This is a genomic window from Leptotrichia wadei (assembly GCF_007990445.1).
Taxonomy (GTDB): domain Bacteria; phylum Fusobacteriota; class Fusobacteriia; order Fusobacteriales; family Leptotrichiaceae; genus Leptotrichia; species Leptotrichia wadei_A.
Genome location: NZ_AP019841.1, coordinates 1,769,160 through 1,787,653 on the forward strand (window position 1 = coordinate 1,769,160; position 18,494 = coordinate 1,787,653).

Genomic DNA, 18,494 nt, shown 5'->3' on the forward strand with positions numbered 1-18,494 from the left:
CAAAACCCTATTAACACACTCTTTTTCAATTTTATGTTTCCTATTCTTATTCAATTTCACAACAAAAATTTTTAATTTCTGATTACATAAATTCGTTATTAATTAATTTGCAAAAACTTTTTATTTTTATATTTTTTTAAAGCAACTCTGCTATTTAAATAAAAAATATACTCAACTCTATTTAAAATCGAACTATTAAAAATCACATGAACTTAGGATTTGAATAAAATAGTTATAATTTTTAAGTTCAGTTTTAAAGCAATTTTACTATAATATCACTTACATTTGTATTATCAATTCTCTTATATTGTACTACAAAAAATCCATTTTGTAAATTTTTAAACTATATTTTTTAGTTTTTGTTTACAATAAATTTTAGTTATAGCAAAATTTAAAAGTTATAATTTTTAAATTTATACTAGTTTCCGTTAGAGTTTTACTATTTAAGTGTAAATAGTATTAAACTACATTAAAAAATACAAAAAAATCCCCAGAATTTTTTAATTCCAGGAATTTTTAACTAAAATTTATTTATGTTTTTTGTAAGATCTGATTCTATTTGGAAGTGAGAATAATTTAATAAATCCTTCTGCATCCTTATGGCTGTATAGTTCACTTGCACCAAATGAAGAAATTTCTTCGTCATACAATGCAAAATCAGTAAATCTTCCAGCGATTTTTATGCTTCCCTTATACAATTTTAATTTTATTGTACCAGTCACATTTTTAGAAGTTTCATCTACAAATGCATCAAGCCCTTCTCTAAGCGGTGTAAACCATTGTCCTGAATATGCGATGCTCGCATATTTTTGTGATACCAATTTTTTAAATTCAAAAGTATCTTTATCAAGTATCAAAGTTTCCAGTTCCTTTAATGCTTCCATTAGCAATGTTCCACCTGGAGTTTCATAAATCCCTCTTGATTTCATTCCAACTAGTCTATTTTCCACAATGTCAATTACTCCAACACCATTTTCTCCAGCGACTTTATTTAATCTTCTCAATAATTCCACAGGCTCTAGAGCTTCACCATCTACTTTTACAGGCCATCCTTGTTCAAATGTAATATCCACATAAGTTGGCTTATCTGGAGCTTTTTCAGGCGGAGTTGTCATCATGTATACAATATCTTCCTTATGTTCATTTTCAAGATTTTCAATATCTCCACCTTCATGCGAAATATGCCATAAATTTTGATCTCTCGAATAAATTTTTTCTTTTGTTGCACTTACTTTTATACCCTTTTTTTGTGCATAGTCAATCGCATCTTCTCTTGAAGAAATATCCCAAATTCTCCAAGGTGCAATTATTTTTAATGTCGGATCCAATGAAAATACACCAGTTTCAAATCTAACTTGGTCATTCCCTTTTCCAGTACATCCATGGCAAATATATGCCGCCCCTTCTTTATGAGCCACATCTACCAATGCCTTAGAAATCAAAGGTCTTGCAACTGAAGTTCCCAAAAGATATTTGTTTTCATAAACTGCTCCTGCTCTTAATGCACGGAATGCATAATCTCTTACAAATTCTTCTTTCATATCCTCCACATAAACTTTTGAAGCACCTGATTCAATAGCTTTTACCTTTACTTCCTCCATATCATCATCTTGTCCCACATCAACACAACATGCGATTACATCTAAGTCGTAATGTTCTTTTAGCCAAGGAATGATAATTGATGTATCAAGTCCACCTGAATATGCTAAAACTACTTTTTCTTTTGCCATATTTTTGTCCTTTCTAATTTAAGATTTATCCAATTAAAATTTGTTTGGAAAATTTTGTTTCAATGTTTTATTCCAACTGTCAACTCTATTTTTTTGTGTTTTTAAAAATGCATCAACATCTCCTTCAACTACAACTTTTTTCATTACATCTCCATTAGACAATTTTTTTACAACTTTTAAATCATCATCTGACACAACTTCTCCAAAAATTGTATGATTGCCATTTAGCCATTCTGTTGGAACAGTTGTAATAAAAAACTGACTTCCATTTGTTCCAGGTCCTGCATTTGCCATAGCTAATTTCCCAGCCTTTGAAAAATTCAGTCCATTATTAACTTCATCTTCAAATCGGTATCCAGGTCCTCCAGCACCGGTTCCCGTAGGATCTCCACCTTGAGCCATAAAGTTGTCAATTACCCTATGAAATTTTAATCCATCATAATATCCCTTTTTAGCCAAATTTACAAAATTTGCCACAGTTACAGGCGATTTTTCAGGTAATAAATTAATATTTATATCACCCTTTTCAGTCATAATTTTTACTTTCATCTTATATTCCCTGCTGTATGATATCACGCCTGCCATCATTATCATCAGAAACGACAACATTAACAATGATACTTTTCTAATCATACATTCCTCTCCTTTTCTTATTTGTTTTAGCTGCATATTTTAACGCACTTAAAACCTTTTTTACTATTTTCCGTCAAATACTGTTGGATATGCCTTATCATTGTTAAAAGCCCAAGAACCAGTATAATAATAGCTATTATCACTTGAATTGTAGACTAAATTTCTACCTGCCTTCAAATGCATGTATTTATATTTTTTCAAATAGTTTTTAGCTTTTTCAATATCCTTAACTATCACTCCAACTTTTACATTTTCATAAGTTTCTCCATCAAACACACATTTTTCAAAATTTACATCCATTCTAGAATAATCCTTGCCGTCTACCTTTTTAAATTCACCATCTTCCTTCGGAACATTACAATAAGAATCCTTTTGAAGTTTTGCTGTTACTTCGTGAACTTTCTTACTTTCTCCAGCCGCAAACATTGTCATAGAAATTGCAAATAATGCAAAAATACTTTTTTTCATAATAAGTTTCCTCCTAATTTTATATATTCGAATCTCTTTAACATCAAACTGATAAAATTAAATAATATCGGAATCTTCCTTAAAATAGTTATAACTTTGTAAGTTCGGTTTTAAAGCGATTTTATTACGTATAGTATAGCACACTTTCTCTGATTTTTCCATTTTTTTCTTATATTTAGATTAGTGAACTACTCCCGCTTTTAGAAGCGGGAGCTTCTTGGGAAGTATCTGCTTCTGTTAGCCAAATATATTTACCAAGCTCTTCGGGCAGTCCCTGCCCTGTTTTCTTTTATTTTTCTAATATCCCATTATTTCTTTTCCAACGTTTCTTATATTCAATGCCGCATTGTAATCTCTATCAATTTCAATCCCACAGCACTCACATTTATAACTTCTTTCTGATAATTTCAGTTCATCTTTAACATTTCCACATTTACTACAAGTTTTCGACGATGGAAACCACTTATCTATCTTCAAAAATTGCTTTCCAAAAAACATCAGTTTATACTCAAGCATTCTCAAAAACATTCCCCATCCATTATCTCCTACACTTTTTCCAAAATTTAATGCCTGGCTCATCCCTTTCATATTCAAATCCTCAACAACTACAGCATTATACGCTTCAGACAATTTTTTCGATAATTTATGTAAAAAATCTCTTCGACAATTTTTAATATATTCATGTAATTTTGATATTTTCATTTTTTGCTTATACCAATTTTTAGAAAACTTTACTTTTCTCGATAATGATTTCTGTAATTTCTTCAATTTTTCCTCCAACATTCTAAAATATCTTGGATAATCAGCCCTTTGGTTTTCAGAACTGATAAATAATTCAGACATTGAAAAATCAAGTCCAATTACTTTATCATTACTTGGATTTTTTTGAATTTCTTTTTCAAATTCTGTCAAAACAGAAACATAATAATTTCCATTGCTATTTGTCAATGTTACTGACTTTATCTTGTAATCCTTCGGTATTTCTCTATGATATTTTAATTTAACTTTTTTCAATTTTGGCAAAACCAAATATTTGTTTTCCTCAATTCGTATTGAATTATTCACACAATTTGTCGTGTAACTTTTAATACTATTCTTTTTAGATTTGAACCTTGGAAATTTTGCCCTCTTCTGAAAAAAATTCGTAAACGATCGTTTTACATTCAATTGAGCATTTGAAAGTGCTAGACTGTCTACTTCTTTTAGAAATTGATTTTCACTTTTCAAACTAGCAGGTGTAACTATTTTATTTTTTCCAGTTTCTTCATAAAATTTATTTGCAGCATACAAAATCGTATTGTAAACAAAACGGACACATCCAAAAGTCTTATTTATCAATAATTCCTGTTCCTTATTTGGATAAGAATGCTAAATTATATTTCATAAATTACACCTCCTTTTGATTTTGAATATTATTTTTAATTATTTCTCTTCGATATTTTATACAAAAATTGTATCATAGGCATATCCTTTTTTCAATTTTTTTACAAAAAAAGCAATTCATCTCCCACCTATAGAAGTCGGAGACTTCTTGCTATCTTTTTGTTAAAAACACTAAATTTTATTGTATACTAAAATTTCCTTAATATTAATTCTTTGAATTATTCAAAATAATTTTTCCTATAATCCCAATACATCCTTCATAGTATAAAGCCCTGCTTTCTTCCCAAAAAGAAATTCCACAGCCCTAACTGCACCATCTGAGAACATTTTTCTTGACAATGCTTCATGTTTTATCTCAATTATTTCATCATTTTTAGCATAAATCACAGTGTGTTCTCCCACGATATTTCCACCACGGATAGCATGAACTCCTATTTCCTTTTCAGCACGTTTACTATGTCCTTCTCTTCCATAAACTGTTCTGTAATCTTTTCCATTATTATCCAAGTTTTCTTTCACAATTTCCAGCAAAGTGTCTGCCGTACCGCTTGGAGCATCAATTTTTCTGTTATGATGCTTTTCAACTATTTCAATATCAAAATCTTTTAATAATTTTGTTGCAAAAGCTACAATTTCATTGACAATATTTACTCCAACCGAAGTATTTGTAGCCTTAATTACCGGTATTTTTTTTGAAGCTTCTTCAATTTCCTTTATTTGAGCTTCAGAATGTCCAGTTGTAGCGATTAACACTGGAACTTTTTTATTAATTCCCGCTTCCAGCACATCTTCCAAAAGGCTAAAGTGTGAAAAGTCTATAATTGCATCAAAATCCACATTATTTTCCTTCAAATTTTTAAAATCTCCATTTCCAAGCGGGTCAACAAATCCAACAAATTCATTTCCAGAATTTATTACAGATTCCTTCACATATTGTGCCATAACTCCAGCACCGTAAACTACTATTTTCATTTAACAACCTCCTTATAATTTTAAACTCAATTTTTTACCATTATTATAAAAGACCGAAAATCTCGGTCTTTTTATATTATTTTTATCAAAATTTCTATTTAACTGCTCTTAACATTTTTATCTTGCACGAATTACTTCCATACGGTAACCATCTGGATCTGTCACAAAATAATAATGTCCTGGCTTTCCAGGCAAGCCCTTAATATCAGTTGTTTCATATCCAAGTGCCTTATGTTTTGCATTGTCACCTTCCAAATCATTTGAAGCAATTGCAAGATGTGAAAAACCATCACCAATCATATATGGTCCGTGACCGTAATTGTAAGTTAGCTCAATTTCAAAATGTTCACCTGGAAGAGCCAAATAAACAATAGTAAACTTATGCTCTGGATAATCCATACGTCGATCTTCTTTAAATCCAAATGCCTTTTCATAAAATTCAATAGACGCTTCCAAATTTTCTACACGTAAGCAAGCGTGCAACATGTTTAAAATAGCCATTTCATTCCCTTCCTTTTCATTTTAATTTATTTTAAGAATATTTTAACTACTTCTTGCTCCGCTCATATCAAGTCTAAGACCTGGAAGTTTTCCTTTTACTACTCTTCTTTCAATTAATGATTCTGAAGCTCCAACTTTTGTCAATCTTTCTATAACTTCAATTATAAATTCATCATTTTCTTCTGAAACATAAGAACCTTCAGGTATTCCTAAAAGTTCTCTTCCTTCTGGAGTAGAAACTGGTGTATTTATATATTTTATTAATTGATTTGTATTTTCATCTAATCTTACAGTTCCCCATACTAAGTCAAAATTATCTGAAACTTTGTCATTTGGTGTTATAGCTTGTACCGAACGAGCTACTTCAGAAAAGTTTCCGTACTGATCTTCATATCCGATAGATACTTCATAATCTTGATTTACATCAATGCCAGTAATATAGTGTGAACCTATTCTTTCATGTCTTATAATTTTTCTGTATTCTTGTCCATCCTTGAAAAGTTTTATAACTACATTGTCAATGACTCCATTATTTGATGATAATCTTTCATACGTATCATCACGAATTTCCCAATACATAAACAATGTTGTAGGATTTTTTGGCATTAGCACGATTTCATCAACAAAATATGCTGCTGGCAATGGAGCTTTATCGAAGTAAATATCCTCATGGTTTGAGTTTCCATCATATTCAACACCTTTTGCAAATTTTGAACGGTTAATTTCAGTTTCTACATATCTACGTCTTATTTGATCTGGCGAAATTTTTTCAAAGTCAAAATTCAAAGATTTAAACATTCTCTTATATTTTTTCCCAAAATTTCCAACTAATTTTCTATTTATGAAATTTCTATAAAACGTTCTGCTTCTTTTTATTAAAAAACATTTTACTAAAATTCTCTCAATAATTTCTCTTTCAATAACTTCAAAAGAAACTATTTCTTCAACTTTTTTAAAGCTTTTTCTTTTATTTCCAACTAATTTTTCATTTATGTAATTTCTATAATGTGTTCTTTTTCTATTTTTTCTTGCTTGCTCCATTCCCATTCCACCTTTACATTAATTATTTATTTAATTTTTATTTATAATATTTATAACAGTTCTTAAAAAATAAGAATTTATATTTTTTAAGTTTATTATTAAAATTAAATCTTAATAAATGGTATACTGGATACCACTGCTAAATCTAACAAAATTGTTATTATTAGCTTTTTTTCTAAAGAATCTCTTTACTATTCCTTGTTTAAAAAATTTTTTAAACCAAATACTACTTCATAAAAAGAACTTTATTTCTTTGTTTATATTTTATCATAAATAAAAGAGAAATTCAAATATTTTTATTTTAATTTACTTGATTTTTTGAAACTATTTTAACACATTTTTTAAAATTTACTTTTTGCTCAAATTACTCTGAATACGTTTTTTTGTTCCTAAAATATCTCGATCTTCTTTTAACTTTTGATTTTTTGCCTTTTCAATAGCAACTTGTCTTGCCATTCTTTCAGCTTCTGCCTTAGTTGTTTCAACTATATTTACTCCCAAAATAACAACTTTATCCTGTCTAACTTCTAAAAATCCACCTTCCAGATAATATGTCACATCTTCCTTGTCCTTTTCACGTACAAGCATCTCTCCTGCACCAATAGCTGTTATGTAATTAATATGCTTTGCAAGTATTCCAATATCTCCACTTTCTGTACGTAATTTTACAAATTCGACAGGCTTTTCAAAAACGAGTCTTTCTGGAGTTACTGCTTCCAAAATAAATTCTGCTGCCATAAAGCCTCCTTCCATTTAAAAGTGATTTTTAAAAATTTAAAAAAATTTATGGGAAAACAGGGAATGTTAAATCCCTGCTTCCTTTAATATAATCTTTAAAATTAATTATTCACTCATTAATTCTCTTGCTTTTGCAACTGCATCGTCAATTGTTCCAACATATAGGAATGCTTGTTCAGGCAAGTCATCGTGAAGTCCATCTAAAATTTCCTTAAATCCACGTATTGTTTCCCTTAACGGAACATATTTTCCCTTCATTCCTGTAAACTGTTCTGCTACAGAGAATGGTTGAGAGAAGAATCTTTGGATTTTTCTAGCACGGTTTACTGTCAATTTATCGCTTTCATCCAGTTCATCCATTCCCAAAATTGCTATAATATCTTGCAATTCCTTATATCTTTGCAACACTTTCTGAGTTTCCCTTGCAATTTTATAATGTTCATTTCCAACAATTTCTGGCTCTAATATTCTTGATGTTGAATCAAGTGGGTCAACTGCCGGATAAATTCCAAGCGATGCAATTTGTCTTGATAATACTGTAGTTGCATCCAAATGGGCAAATGTTGTTGCTGGAGCCGGATCTGTCAAGTCATCTGCCGGTACGTATACAGCTTGCACTGATGTAATTGAACCTGTACTTGTAGATGTAATTCTTTCCTGCAATGCTCCCATTTCAGTTGCCAAGTTTGGTTGATATCCTACAGCTGACGGCATTCTTCCAAGAAGTGCAGATACTTCTGAACCTGCTTGAGTAAATCTGAATATATTGTCAATAAATAAAAGCACATTTTGTCCTTCCTTATCTCTAAAATATTCTGCCATTGTAAGCGCTGTAAGTCCAACTCTTAATCTTGCACCAGGCGGTTCGTTCATTTGCCCATACACCAACGCTGTTTTGTCGATAACTCCACTTTCAGTCATTTCATTATACAAATCACGTCCTTCACGTGTACGTTCTCCAACTCCTGCAAATACAGAAAGCCCTCCATGCCCTTTTGCAATATTGTTAATTAATTCTTGAATTAATACTGTCTTTCCAACTCCTGCTCCTCCAAATAGTCCAATTTTTCCACCTTTTAGGTAAGGAGCCAATAAGTCAACTACTTTTATTCCTGTTTCCAATATTTCTGAATCAGTACCTTGCTGTTCAAATGATGGAGCATCCTTATGGATAGATTCCCTTAAAACATCTGTATCAAGTTTTTCCCCATCATCAACTGTTTCTCCTAGCACATTGAAAATTCTTCCCAGTGTAGATCTTCCAACGGGAACTTGAATTGGCTTACCAGTATCTATAACTTCAAGTCCACGTCTTAATCCCTCAGTTCCAGACATTGCAACTGCTCTTACAACATTATTTCCATTGTGTGCATGAACTTCAGCTACTAGTTTTTCACCATTTTCATTATATACTTCAAGCGCATTGTAAATATCCGGCAACTGCTTTTCAAATTTTACGTCAATAACCGGTCCAATTACTTGAACTAATTTACCTTTATTCATAGGTTAAGTCTAACCTCCTTCTTAAAATTCTGCTCTTTTAATTTTGTTAATATTTCTATTAATTTAAAAATTACTGTACACCTAATGAACCACTTATTATTTCTGTCAGTTCCTGTGTTATTTTTCCTTGTCTTTCACGATTATACTGTACTTCCAAGTTTCTTATCATTTCAGAAGCATTGTCATTAGCCTGCTTCATCGCTGACATTCTGGCCGAATGTTCACTTGCCGAATTTTCAAGCAACGATTGATACAGTTTTATATTCAGCACTTGTGGCACAAATGAATTTAATACTTCTTCCTCTGATGGCTCAAATACATATTCCTTTGTCGGCAATCCTTCCTTTTTCTCAATTGGAAGCAATTTTTCCACTTGAATATTATACTCAACTGCCGATACAAATTTTGAATAAATCATATAAACTTCATCATAAAAATCATTTAAGTAAAACTGCACAACATCTTCACTAATTTTTTTCCCAGTTTCAAACATTGTCTCAGGAATCATCTGCGTATATTCGCTATCCACGTTAATATCCCGATTTTTACAATATTCTTTAGCCTTTCTTCCAATTGTTATAACTGAAACATCCTTGCCTTCCTTTTGAAATTCCTTCTTCATGCTTTCAAGCCTTCTAAAAGTATTTGAGTTAAAACTTCCGCAAAGTCCTCTATCCGATGTCATCACAATAATTCCAACCCTTTTAACTTCAGTTTTTCCATCAAAAATTACAAATTTATTTCCTGTAAGGCTTGCAACTAGATTATCAAAAGCTTCATTTACAGCACGTGCATAGTTTCTTGATTTTAAAGTAAGAACTTGAAATCTTTTAAATTTAGTAGAAGATACAATATTCATCGCATTTGTAATTTGACTGGTATTTTTTACGCTGTCAATACGTTCCTTTATTTCCTTCATATTTGCTGCCATATATTTTCACCTGCTTTACCAGACATATTCTTTTTTATAATTAATTATAAATTCATCAAGTTCATTCTTCAAGTTATCATCTAATGATTTTTTCTCTAAAATTTCACTTAAAATATTTGAATCATTTCTAATTGCTTCAATTAAATCCTTTTCAAATGTTCTCAATTTTTCATTTGGAACATTGTCAAAATATCCATTTGTTACACAGTAAAATGAAATTACCTGTTCTTCAACTCTGTATGGACTATATTGCGGCTGCTTTAATACTTCCATAATCTTAGATCCACGGTTAAGCTGATCTCTAGTAGCCTTATCCAGATCTGATCCAAATTGTGTAAATGCCAGCAATTCATTGTATTGCGCAAGTTCTAGTTTTACTTTTGAAGCAACTTGTTTCATAGCCTTAACTTGTGCTGCTCCTCCAACCCGTGATACTGAAACTCCTGCATTTATCGCTGGTCTAAATCCAGAATTAAACAGATCTGTTTCCAAGAATATTTGTCCATCTGTTATTGAAATAACATTTGTTGGAATATATGCTGAAATATCTCCAGCCTGTGTTTCTACAATTGGAAGCGCTGTAATCGAACCTCCACCTAATTTATCACTTAATTTTGCCGCTCTTTCAAGAAGTCTTGAGTGAAGATAGAATACGTCACCTGGATATGCTTCCCTTCCTGGTGGACGTTTCAATAATAATGACATTTCACGATATGAAACGGCATGCTTTGATAAGTCATCATAAACTATCAATACATCTTTTCCCTGATCCATAAAATATTCACCCATAGCAACCCCTGAATATGGTGCTAAATATTGAAGTGGCGCTGATTCTGAAGCAGTTGCCGCAACAATAGTTGTATATTCCAATGCACCTGCTTCCTCCAATTTTTTATAAATTTGCGCAACAGTCGATCTCTTTTGCCCAATTGCCACATAAATACACAAAACATCGTTATTTTTTTGATTTATAATTGCATCAATTGCAATTGCTGTTTTACCAGTTTGTCTATCTCCGATTATTAATTCCCTTTGTCCTTTTCCTATTGGGAACATTCCATCTATTGCCTTAATTCCAGTTTGCATAGGCTGTGTAACAGGTTTTCTTGCGATAATTCCTGATGCTTGTCTTTCGATTGGCATATATTTGTCAGCAGTTATTGAACCTTTTCCATCAATAGGATTTCCAAGCGCATCAACAACTCTTCCAAGCAGCTCATTTCCAGCTGGAACTTCAGCTACTTTTCCCAATCCTTTTACTATGCTTCCTTCTTTTATTCCTTGTGTTTTCCCAAAAATTACTGCTCCGATGTTACTTTCTTCCAAGTTTAGTGCCATTCCGATAGTTCCATTTTCAAACTCTAAAAGCTCTCCTGCCATAGCGTCACTTAATCCGTAAATTCTGGCAATTCCATCTCCCACTTCCAAAACCGTTCCAGTATTGGAAATATCCAGTGAACTTTTGTAATTTTCGATTTCGCTTCGGATTATTTTACTTATTTCCTCTGGCTTGATTCTCAAAGAAAAGCACCTCCATTTCTAAAAATTTTTCTTTATTTCATCAATTTGATTTTTTATTGAACCGTCAATAACCTCATTACCGATTCTTAAAATTCCTCCACCGATAATTCCCTTGTCAACTTTAAGGTCAAGAACGACTTTTTTACCATATTTTTTTTCAAGTTTCTGTACTAACAGATCCCTTTGTTTTTCCGATAGCTCCTTTGCAAATATAGCAGTTATTGGAAGTTTATTATTTTCCTCATAATAAAGTTTCAAAAAATATTCCTTTATATCGCCAATCAACGATAACCGCTGCTTTCTTACAATGTATTTTACTATTCCAAGTGCTTCGCTAGATACGTGACTAAAGGATTTTTCCAAAAATTTCTCCTTTTCTGGAAACTTTTTAAGAGGATCTTCCAAAATCTTCCTGAACTCCTCTTCCTCTGCGTAATTTTCCTTAAGAATATTCAATACTTCCCTAACTTCATTTATACTTTCAGAAGATTTTGCTATATTGTAAATTGCTGATGCATATCTTTTTGCAATCTCATCATTAGCCATTTTAATCTCCTATCTCATTAATAAACTTGTTTATAGTTTTATCCTGCTTTTCGTCAATGTTTTCCTTGATAATTTTTTCAGCAAGTTCAACCGCCATTTCTCCAACTTCCTTTTGAAGTTCAAATTTAGCATTTTGACGCATTTTTTCAATATCAGCTTCCGCCTTCATCATCATTCTTTCACGATTGCTCATAGCCAGCGATATAATTTGATCTTTTCTGTCATCAGCCTGTCTTTCAGCTTTTATCAAAATATCATTGGCACGTCTTTTAGATTCCTTTTTCAATTTTTCAATTGATTTTTTTTGATCTTCCAGTTTTTCTTTTTCATTTTCAACAATTTCCATTTCAGATAAAGCCAGTTTTTTTCTATCTTCTAGGACTTTACCAATTTTTTTTGAAAAAGTTCGTGAAAAAAAATAGACTAATACTATAAAGTTTATTATTTCAATAGCCATCGTAAAGTCGATGTTTATTAATTTTCCTCCCATATTTACTCCTTAACTTTGAGAAATTAACCTGATTTTACATATTAATCCTATTTTCTTTTTTATAACTCTTCACTTTTTAGAATTCTTTTTTTATTCCTTTAAATCTAACTTTGATTCAAATTCTAAAAATACCAAATATTATTTTTTTATTTTTAAGTCTTATCCTTTTAAGAAAATTAATAGGAATGCTATTACTAATGCATAAATTGCTGATGATTCTGTAATTGCAAGCCCTGTAATCAATGTTTGCATAATGTCTTGCTTAGCTTCAGGCTGTCTTGAAACTGCTTCTACTGCATAACCAGTTGCAATCCCTTGTCCTAATCCTGCTCCAACACCTCCTATTGCTGCAATTCCCGCTCCTAATAAAGCTGCTGCCTTAATTAATTCTACTCCTGCCATTTTTAATCCTCCTAATTTTTTATTTTTATTTTTTGTTTAATAAAGTTAATCTTGTCCTACAATACTCTTATTTATACAAAATACTAACTTTGAACATATAAAAGAATTTCAGGACTGCAGTTTTTATTTTATTCCTCTTCACCCAATGCTTCACTTATGTAAACTGATGAAAGTATCGTAAACACAAATGCTTGAACAATACCAATGAATAGATCCAAATAAAGCTGTATAATCATCGGCCATCCAACTGAAAAGGAGAAACTTCCCTTCAACATATCATGTGTCAATGATTGAAGCAGACCTCTGCCAACAAGGCTATATAAAAGCCCTACAATTACAAGTCCCGCAAGCATATTTCCAAATAACCGCATTGAAGTATTTAAAACTTTTGAAAAAATATCCACAATATTTAGCGGAAACATAAACCACATTGGTTCAAACAGTGATTTTATATATCCCCTTAATCCCTTTTGCTTTATAGATACCGCCAGAAAAAGTACAATTACTACAAGCGATAATCCAATTGTAGTATTTGGATCTGCTGTCGGCGTTCTAAAAAACGGTTTTACCATTTTAACTCCATCTTCATTAACTACCATCATAATATATGGAAATAAAAATGTACTTAAGTTTGAAAACATTATAAACGCAAATAATGCCGAGAAAAACGGAACATAAGTTTTTTTATGCTTTCCAAATGTAGTTAAAAAAGTGTTTTCAATAAAGTGATAGTACTCTTCCATCACAATTTGCATTTTACTTGGATTTTCAACACTTGCTTTTTTTGTTCCAGCCCCTACAATAAACATAATTATAAGCATAAGCACCCACGTATTAATTACAGTTTGACTAAGTGAGAACTTAAGTCCGCCCAGAACAAAATTAAAATAATGCGGAGCTTCTACAACTGAACTTGGTGACTCAAATTTTACTGGTAAGAATGTCGAAATAACTGACAAAATCAGATTCACGACAACCATCATAAGAAATAGGAAGCCTAAAAACTTAAAAATTTTATTTTTCATTGATTTCCCTCCTTTCCCTCAACTTTGAGTAAAGATTTAAAAAACTTTGTTACATATGTTTATTATACTCCAATTAAATTTTTTTTGCAAATTTTATTATTATTTAATTTAACCTGCTATTTACCGCATATCTTTTATATTTTTGGGGAGAAAATGACAAATTATTTAAATCACTTTTATTTTTTTTCTAAAAAGAATATTAACAGTTATAACAAATAAAAAAATAAAATTTGAAAAGAATTAAAAAAAGTTCACAAGTCAAAAATAAATTAACTCTCATAAATTATATTATTTTTATAAAACAAATAAAATTTACAATTTAGCAATTTATTATCTTATGAACCATACATTTTATTATTTAAAAAACTGTGTAAATACAGTAATAATACTAATATTAACGAAATCGATAAATAATGAACCGACTATTGGAATTACAAAAAATGCCATTTTAGAATAAACGTATTTTTCTGTAACAGCTTTCATATTTGAAATTCCATTTGGAGTTGCACCTAAACCGAATCCGCAATGTCCAGAAACCATTACAGCCGCATCATAATCTGATCCCATCGCCTTAAATGTTACCAAGTTCAAGTAAACATACATTAATACAACTTGCGCAATTAACAATATAAATACTGGAAGCGCCAAGTCAATAAGTTCCCACAATCTTAAAGTCATCAGTGCCATCGCTAAAAACAAGCTAAGCGCCACATCTTCAAGAATGCTTATTTCCTTAATTGGAGCATTCAAAGCCTTTACATTGTCAGATATATTTCTAATAATAGCTGCAATAATCATTGGTCCGATATAAATAGGAAAATGTGCTTCAAATCCTGTAAAACTCATAAGATAATCAATAAACATTGATAAATATGAACCGATCCCCATTGCAATCAAAATATAAAAAAACGCCATTGAAAAACGCTCTCCGTCAAGATAAGGCTTCTGTCTTTTTAAAACTTCCTCATCTATATCTTCATCACCGTGCTTTACTCCATCTTTTGTAAAATGTTCAGGCAATAACTTATGTTTATTAATAAGTCTGCTAGCAATAGGCCCTCCCATCGCAGATCCTATAATCAGCCCAAAAGTTGCCGATGCAATTGCAATCGCATTTGCTCCTTTGTATATTGGACCAAGAGCTTCAATTGTAGGTGCAACAGCTGCTGAAGTACCGTGTCCACCAGTCATTGGAGTCGATCCAGTCATTAACGCAAGCAGTGGAGGAATTCCCACAAATTTTGAAAGCACTACTGCAACAACATTTTGCATAACACATAATCCCGCCGCAACAAATAAAAACATAACAACCTTTTTTCCACCTTTTTTCAATACTTTAAGACTTGCGTTAAATCCTACACTTGTAAAAAACATTACCATAAAAAACTTTTGAAGCGTATCATCAAATTTAATTTGAGCTACATTTGTCTGTCTAAAAATAAAAACGATTATTGAAAATAAAAATCCACCAATAACAGGAGCCGGAATGCAATATTTTTCAAAAAATTGAATTTTTTTTCTAAGCTTCATTCCAATTAAAAGCAGAATAACTGCCAACCCGATTGTCTGGATCATATCCATGTTAATCTTCACCATAAAACATTATCACCTCGATCTAATTTTTTTTTTCACAATAAGTTATTATACTATAAAACCTATGAAAGTGCAAATTTATAAAAAATATTATAAGAAATATAAAACAAAAAATCAGTACCGTTTAAGTTTTAAAAACTCTTCTGATACTGATTTTTCTTGATTTCTTAAATTTCAATTTTAAATTTATTTTCTTTTTTCAAAAAATTACTTTTTCTAAAAATTATTGATTTTCAATATTGGCATAAGGCCCTTGAGCTAGGCTGCTTGTAGCATTTTTAGGGTTTGTCAGTAATGACTTGTAGCTAAAGAATATGCTTCCTTTTACTTCTGGATAATTTCTATTGAAATTAACTTGATTTATTAACTCTTTTGCATTTTTCCAGTCGTTTACTTTATAAGCTGCTTGCCCAATATATAAATCTGTGTTTGTTTGTCCAGCATATTTGCTCCACCATTTTACAAGTGTATTATATTCAGCAGCTTTGAATCCTTGATTCCAGTAAATTTGAGGTGCAACGTAATCTATCCATCCTTTATTCATCCAAAGTAAAATATCTGCATACAAGTCATCATAATTTTGCACACCTGCAGTTGTGTCAGAACCTCTTGACGGATCAGTAGAAGCATTTCTCCATACTCCAAATGGACTTATTCCAAATTCCACATTTTCATTTTCCTTCTTTATAGCTTTATGCAATTTTTCAATCAGTCTGTTTACGTTATCTCTTCTCCAGTCTCCAACTGTTGCAAAATTTTTACCATATTTCTGATATTGTGCTGAATCAGGATATTCTTGCCCTTTAACTTTGTATGGATAAAAATAGTCATCCATGTGAATACCGTCAACATCATAATTTTTCACAACTTCAACAATACTGTCTACAACATAGTCATCAACTTCAGGAATCCCTGGATTTAAATAAAGCTGTCCTCCATAAGAAACAGTCCATTCAGGCTTTTTACGTCCAATATTATCCTTTGATAATTTATCTCTTGATCCAGATGTCGAAAGTCTGTATGGATTAAACCAGGCATGAAATTCGATTCCTCTCTTATGTGCTTCTTCCACCATGAATTTTAATGGATCATATCCAGGATTTACCCCTTGAGTTCCTGTCAAATATTCAGACCAAGGTGCGTATTTTGATGGATAAAAGGCATCCGATGTCGGTTTTACCTGCACAAATACTGCATTCATATTCCATTTTTTTACATTGTCAAGAATTGTTAAAAATTCTCTTTTTTGCTGATCTACACTAAGTCCTTTTTTAGATGGCCAGTCGATGTTGCTTACACTCGCTACCCATACACCTCTTAACTCCCTATTTTTTGTTACTTTCTGATTATTAACTTTTGCCGCATTGTTACGATTCCCCATTATAATGCTAGAGGCGTTCAACGAAGCTGCCGTTAAAACTGTAATTGCCAATAATGATACTTTTCTTAAAATTGCTTTCACCCGCTTCTCCTTTCTGAATGTTAAATCTTCACTATAATTTTAGTATATTTTTTACAAATTTTCAACATATATTCTCATTTATTTTCTTACTTTAATTTTTTCTTTTTTAGTATTGACTTTTATTAAAAAGTTGGATATTATTATATAGAAAAATTAAGTTAAAACAAAATATTACATAATCTCATTTCATAAATAAAAAATATTCAACAGACAAATTAAAATATCAAAAATTAATTTAACAAAAATCAATAAAAAAGAAGGAGGGAAGTGTATGTTAAAAACTAAAAAAAAGGAGCTTTTAAAAATATTAATCCTCATTTTTGTTTTTATATTCGCTGTATCTTGCAATAATATATTCAATTTTGGGAACAAAAGCAAAACGAATAGTAAAAGTAAAGAAAAACAAGAAAATGAAGAAAAACAAGAAAATGAAGAAAAAAAACAAAAAGAGCAAATTAATGAAGAATACACAGGTATTACAGTTCCTTTAGATGCAGTTAATTTTTCAATTGAAAATGAACTGTTATACTATAATAAACAACTTTTTACAGGAAGAGTAACATTTACAACAAATGAAGGTTATAGTGGATATTTTACATTTAGTAATGGAGTGATGGAAGGAGTATATGAACTAAAAAGAAACGGTAATGTAGAAATTGGAAAAACAGCTGGAAATAAAGCTATATATGTAAAAACAAAATCAAATTCTGGTTATGAAAATGAAATTATATATGATGAAAATAATGGCTTGATAAAAGAAGTAAACTATGTAGATGGAGAGTATGAAGATAATTTTGATTTTTCAAATAAATTTTCAGGTAAAATAAAAAAATTTGGAAAAATATATAATTTCTCAGAGAGTACAAAAAAAATCAAAGATGGTCTAAACAATGAAACTGAAAGTGAAAGTGAAAATAATAATAAGAATGAAATAATCGTTGATAAAAAAGATGAAATATTTATTTATAATTATTCTTTAAGAGAAGACGACAATTATATAATTATAACTGAAAGACAATATAAAGGGGATAAAAAAAATTACAGATATTTAGTATTTATGGGCGAAAAAGAAGAAATTTTCCCAAGATTCAGTAAAGATATGTTAAAAGTGTTCAAAAGCATTTTTACAGATATACAAGGTGCTTCAAATGCTCAAATAAATACAAATACAAATGCAAATAATGAAATGACTCAAGAAACTGCGACAAACTATCAGAGTACATCTACATCTACCTCTGCGCCTTCTCAGAATAATAACACAAGTAATAATCAAAGTTCTGATGAAGATCTAGCAACATTGGATCGTGTCTATGACGAAGTCATTAATAAAGGAAATGAGAGTTATTTAAATAATTTTTCAAGCAGCCAGCTTTCTATTATTAGAAATACAATATACGCCAAAAGAGGATATATTTTTAAAAAAGAAAAATACAAAAACTATTTTTCTAAAAAAAGTTGGTATAAAGGAACTTCATATAGTGAAAATATAATAACACCTGATGAAAAAAAATTAGCTGAATTAATATTATCAAAAGAATAAAATAAAAAATTAAAA

General features: G+C 30.7%; 18 protein-coding genes. 1 reads left to right on the forward strand and 17 read right to left on the reverse strand.

Annotated elements, in window-relative coordinates:
- Positions 1-527: 527 nt before the first annotated feature.
- The 17 genes from FVE74_RS08350 to FVE74_RS08430 form a co-directional block, all read right to left on the reverse strand.
- Positions 528-1,730 carry an argininosuccinate synthase gene (locus FVE74_RS08350; RefSeq protein WP_147004112.1) on the reverse strand — a complete coding sequence of 401 codons (1,203 nt, stop codon included), beginning with the start codon at positions 1,728-1,730 and terminating at the stop codon, positions 528-530.
- 33 nt (positions 1,731-1,763) lie between these two features.
- Complete coding sequence (locus tag FVE74_RS08355) at positions 1,764-2,315, reverse strand: peptidylprolyl isomerase (protein ID WP_172617483.1); 552 nt, start codon at positions 2,313-2,315, stop codon at positions 1,764-1,766.
- A 111-nt stretch (positions 2,316-2,426) separates the two neighbouring features.
- Complete coding sequence (locus tag FVE74_RS08360; protein WP_147004114.1) at positions 2,427-2,831, reverse strand: MarR family transcriptional regulator; 405 nt, start codon at positions 2,829-2,831, stop codon at positions 2,427-2,429.
- 297 nt (positions 2,832-3,128) lie between these two features.
- Positions 3,129-4,169, reverse strand: coding sequence for a transposase (locus FVE74_RS08365; RefSeq protein ID WP_232053927.1), 1,041 nt, complete (start codon positions 4,167-4,169; stop codon positions 3,129-3,131).
- Positions 4,170-4,451: 282 nt separating this feature from the next.
- Entirely contained in the window at positions 4,452-5,186 is a 735-nt protein-coding gene (dapB, locus tag FVE74_RS08370) for a 4-hydroxy-tetrahydrodipicolinate reductase (RefSeq protein ID WP_147004115.1), read from the reverse strand.
- Between the two features lie 117 nt (positions 5,187-5,303).
- On the reverse strand, positions 5,304-5,687 hold the full coding sequence (locus FVE74_RS08375) for a VOC family protein (protein ID WP_147004116.1): 384 nt from the start codon (positions 5,685-5,687) through the stop codon (positions 5,304-5,306).
- A gap of 42 nt (positions 5,688-5,729) precedes the next feature.
- Positions 5,730-6,728, reverse strand: a complete 999-nt coding sequence (locus FVE74_RS08380; RefSeq protein WP_147004117.1) for a DUF4912 domain-containing protein — start codon at positions 6,726-6,728, stop codon at positions 5,730-5,732.
- A gap of 348 nt (positions 6,729-7,076) precedes the next feature.
- Positions 7,077-7,466: an ATP synthase F1 subunit epsilon gene (atpC, locus tag FVE74_RS08385; RefSeq protein ID WP_018498553.1), complete on the reverse strand. Its 390-nt coding sequence runs from the start codon at positions 7,464-7,466 to the stop codon at positions 7,077-7,079.
- A gap of 105 nt (positions 7,467-7,571) precedes the next feature.
- On the reverse strand, positions 7,572-8,969 hold the full coding sequence (atpD, locus tag FVE74_RS08390) for a F0F1 ATP synthase subunit beta (RefSeq protein WP_147004118.1): 1,398 nt from the start codon (positions 8,967-8,969) through the stop codon (positions 7,572-7,574).
- A 70-nt stretch (positions 8,970-9,039) separates the two neighbouring features.
- Complete coding sequence (atpG, locus tag FVE74_RS08395) at positions 9,040-9,900, reverse strand: ATP synthase F1 subunit gamma (protein WP_147004119.1); 861 nt, start codon at positions 9,898-9,900, stop codon at positions 9,040-9,042.
- A 15-nt stretch (positions 9,901-9,915) separates the two neighbouring features.
- Complete coding sequence (atpA, locus tag FVE74_RS08400; protein ID WP_147004120.1) at positions 9,916-11,421, reverse strand: F0F1 ATP synthase subunit alpha; 1,506 nt, start codon at positions 11,419-11,421, stop codon at positions 9,916-9,918.
- A gap of 18 nt (positions 11,422-11,439) precedes the next feature.
- A complete protein-coding gene (gene atpH / locus FVE74_RS08405) occupies positions 11,440-11,967 on the reverse strand; it encodes an ATP synthase F1 subunit delta (protein WP_147004121.1) in 528 nt (175 codons plus the stop codon).
- 1 nt (position 11,968) lies between these two features.
- Positions 11,969-12,457, reverse strand: coding sequence for a F0F1 ATP synthase subunit B (gene atpF / locus FVE74_RS08410; RefSeq protein ID WP_147004122.1), 489 nt, complete (start codon positions 12,455-12,457; stop codon positions 11,969-11,971).
- A 159-nt stretch (positions 12,458-12,616) separates the two neighbouring features.
- The gene (gene atpE, locus FVE74_RS08415; RefSeq protein ID WP_018450788.1) at positions 12,617-12,859 is read right to left on the reverse strand and encodes an ATP synthase F0 subunit C; all 243 of its coding nucleotides are present in this window, start codon (positions 12,857-12,859) and stop codon (positions 12,617-12,619) included.
- A gap of 128 nt (positions 12,860-12,987) precedes the next feature.
- Positions 12,988-13,884, reverse strand: coding sequence for a F0F1 ATP synthase subunit A (gene atpB, locus FVE74_RS08420; protein WP_147004123.1), 897 nt, complete (start codon positions 13,882-13,884; stop codon positions 12,988-12,990).
- Positions 13,885-14,238: 354 nt separating this feature from the next.
- The gene (gene gltS / locus FVE74_RS08425) at positions 14,239-15,480 is read right to left on the reverse strand and encodes a sodium/glutamate symporter (protein ID WP_147004124.1); all 1,242 of its coding nucleotides are present in this window, start codon (positions 15,478-15,480) and stop codon (positions 14,239-14,241) included.
- Positions 15,481-15,700: 220 nt separating this feature from the next.
- Complete coding sequence (locus FVE74_RS08430) at positions 15,701-16,939, reverse strand: glycoside hydrolase family 10 protein (protein ID WP_147004125.1); 1,239 nt, start codon at positions 16,937-16,939, stop codon at positions 15,701-15,703.
- A gap of 271 nt (positions 16,940-17,210) precedes the next feature.
- Here FVE74_RS08430 and FVE74_RS11980 point away from each other — a divergent pair, with 271 nt between their 5' ends.
- Entirely contained in the window at positions 17,211-18,479 is a 1,269-nt protein-coding gene (locus FVE74_RS11980) for a YARHG domain-containing protein (protein WP_232053928.1), read from the forward strand.
- Positions 18,480-18,494 lie beyond the last annotated feature (15 nt).

Bases quoted from the DNA above. Each gene is read 5' to 3' on its own strand.
- FVE74_RS08350 (WP_147004112.1), bottom strand. From the start codon at position 1,730: ATGGCAAAAGAAAAAGTAGTTTTAGCATATTCAGGTGGACTTGATACA.
- FVE74_RS08355 (WP_172617483.1), bottom strand. From the start codon at position 2,315: ATGGCAGGCGTGATATCATACAGCAGGGAATATAAGATGAAAGTAAAA.
- FVE74_RS08360 (WP_147004114.1), bottom strand. From the start codon at position 2,831: ATGAAAAAAAGTATTTTTGCATTATTTGCAATTTCTATGACAATGTTT.
- dapB (WP_147004115.1), bottom strand. From the start codon at position 5,186: ATGAAAATAGTAGTTTACGGTGCTGGAGTTATGGCACAATATGTGAAG.
- FVE74_RS08375 (WP_147004116.1), bottom strand. From the start codon at position 5,687: ATGGCTATTTTAAACATGTTGCACGCTTGCTTACGTGTAGAAAATTTG.
- FVE74_RS08380 (WP_147004117.1), bottom strand. From the start codon at position 6,728: ATGGAGCAAGCAAGAAAAAATAGAAAAAGAACACATTATAGAAATTAC.
- atpC (WP_018498553.1), bottom strand. From the start codon at position 7,466: ATGGCAGCAGAATTTATTTTGGAAGCAGTAACTCCAGAAAGACTCGTT.
- atpD (WP_147004118.1), bottom strand. From the start codon at position 8,969: ATGAATAAAGGTAAATTAGTTCAAGTAATTGGACCGGTTATTGACGTA.
- atpG (WP_147004119.1), bottom strand. From the start codon at position 9,900: ATGGCAGCAAATATGAAGGAAATAAAGGAACGTATTGACAGCGTAAAA.
- atpH (WP_147004121.1), bottom strand. From the start codon at position 11,967: ATGGCTAATGATGAGATTGCAAAAAGATATGCATCAGCAATTTACAAT.
- atpF (WP_147004122.1), bottom strand. From the start codon at position 12,457: ATGGGAGGAAAATTAATAAACATCGACTTTACGATGGCTATTGAAATA.
- atpE (WP_018450788.1), bottom strand. From the start codon at position 12,859: ATGGCAGGAGTAGAATTAATTAAGGCAGCAGCTTTATTAGGAGCGGGA.
- atpB (WP_147004123.1), bottom strand. From the start codon at position 13,884: ATGAAAAATAAAATTTTTAAGTTTTTAGGCTTCCTATTTCTTATGATG.
- gltS (WP_147004124.1), bottom strand. From the start codon at position 15,480: ATGGTGAAGATTAACATGGATATGATCCAGACAATCGGGTTGGCAGTT.
- FVE74_RS11980 (WP_232053928.1), top strand. From the start codon at position 17,211: ATGTTAAAAACTAAAAAAAAGGAGCTTTTAAAAATATTAATCCTCATT.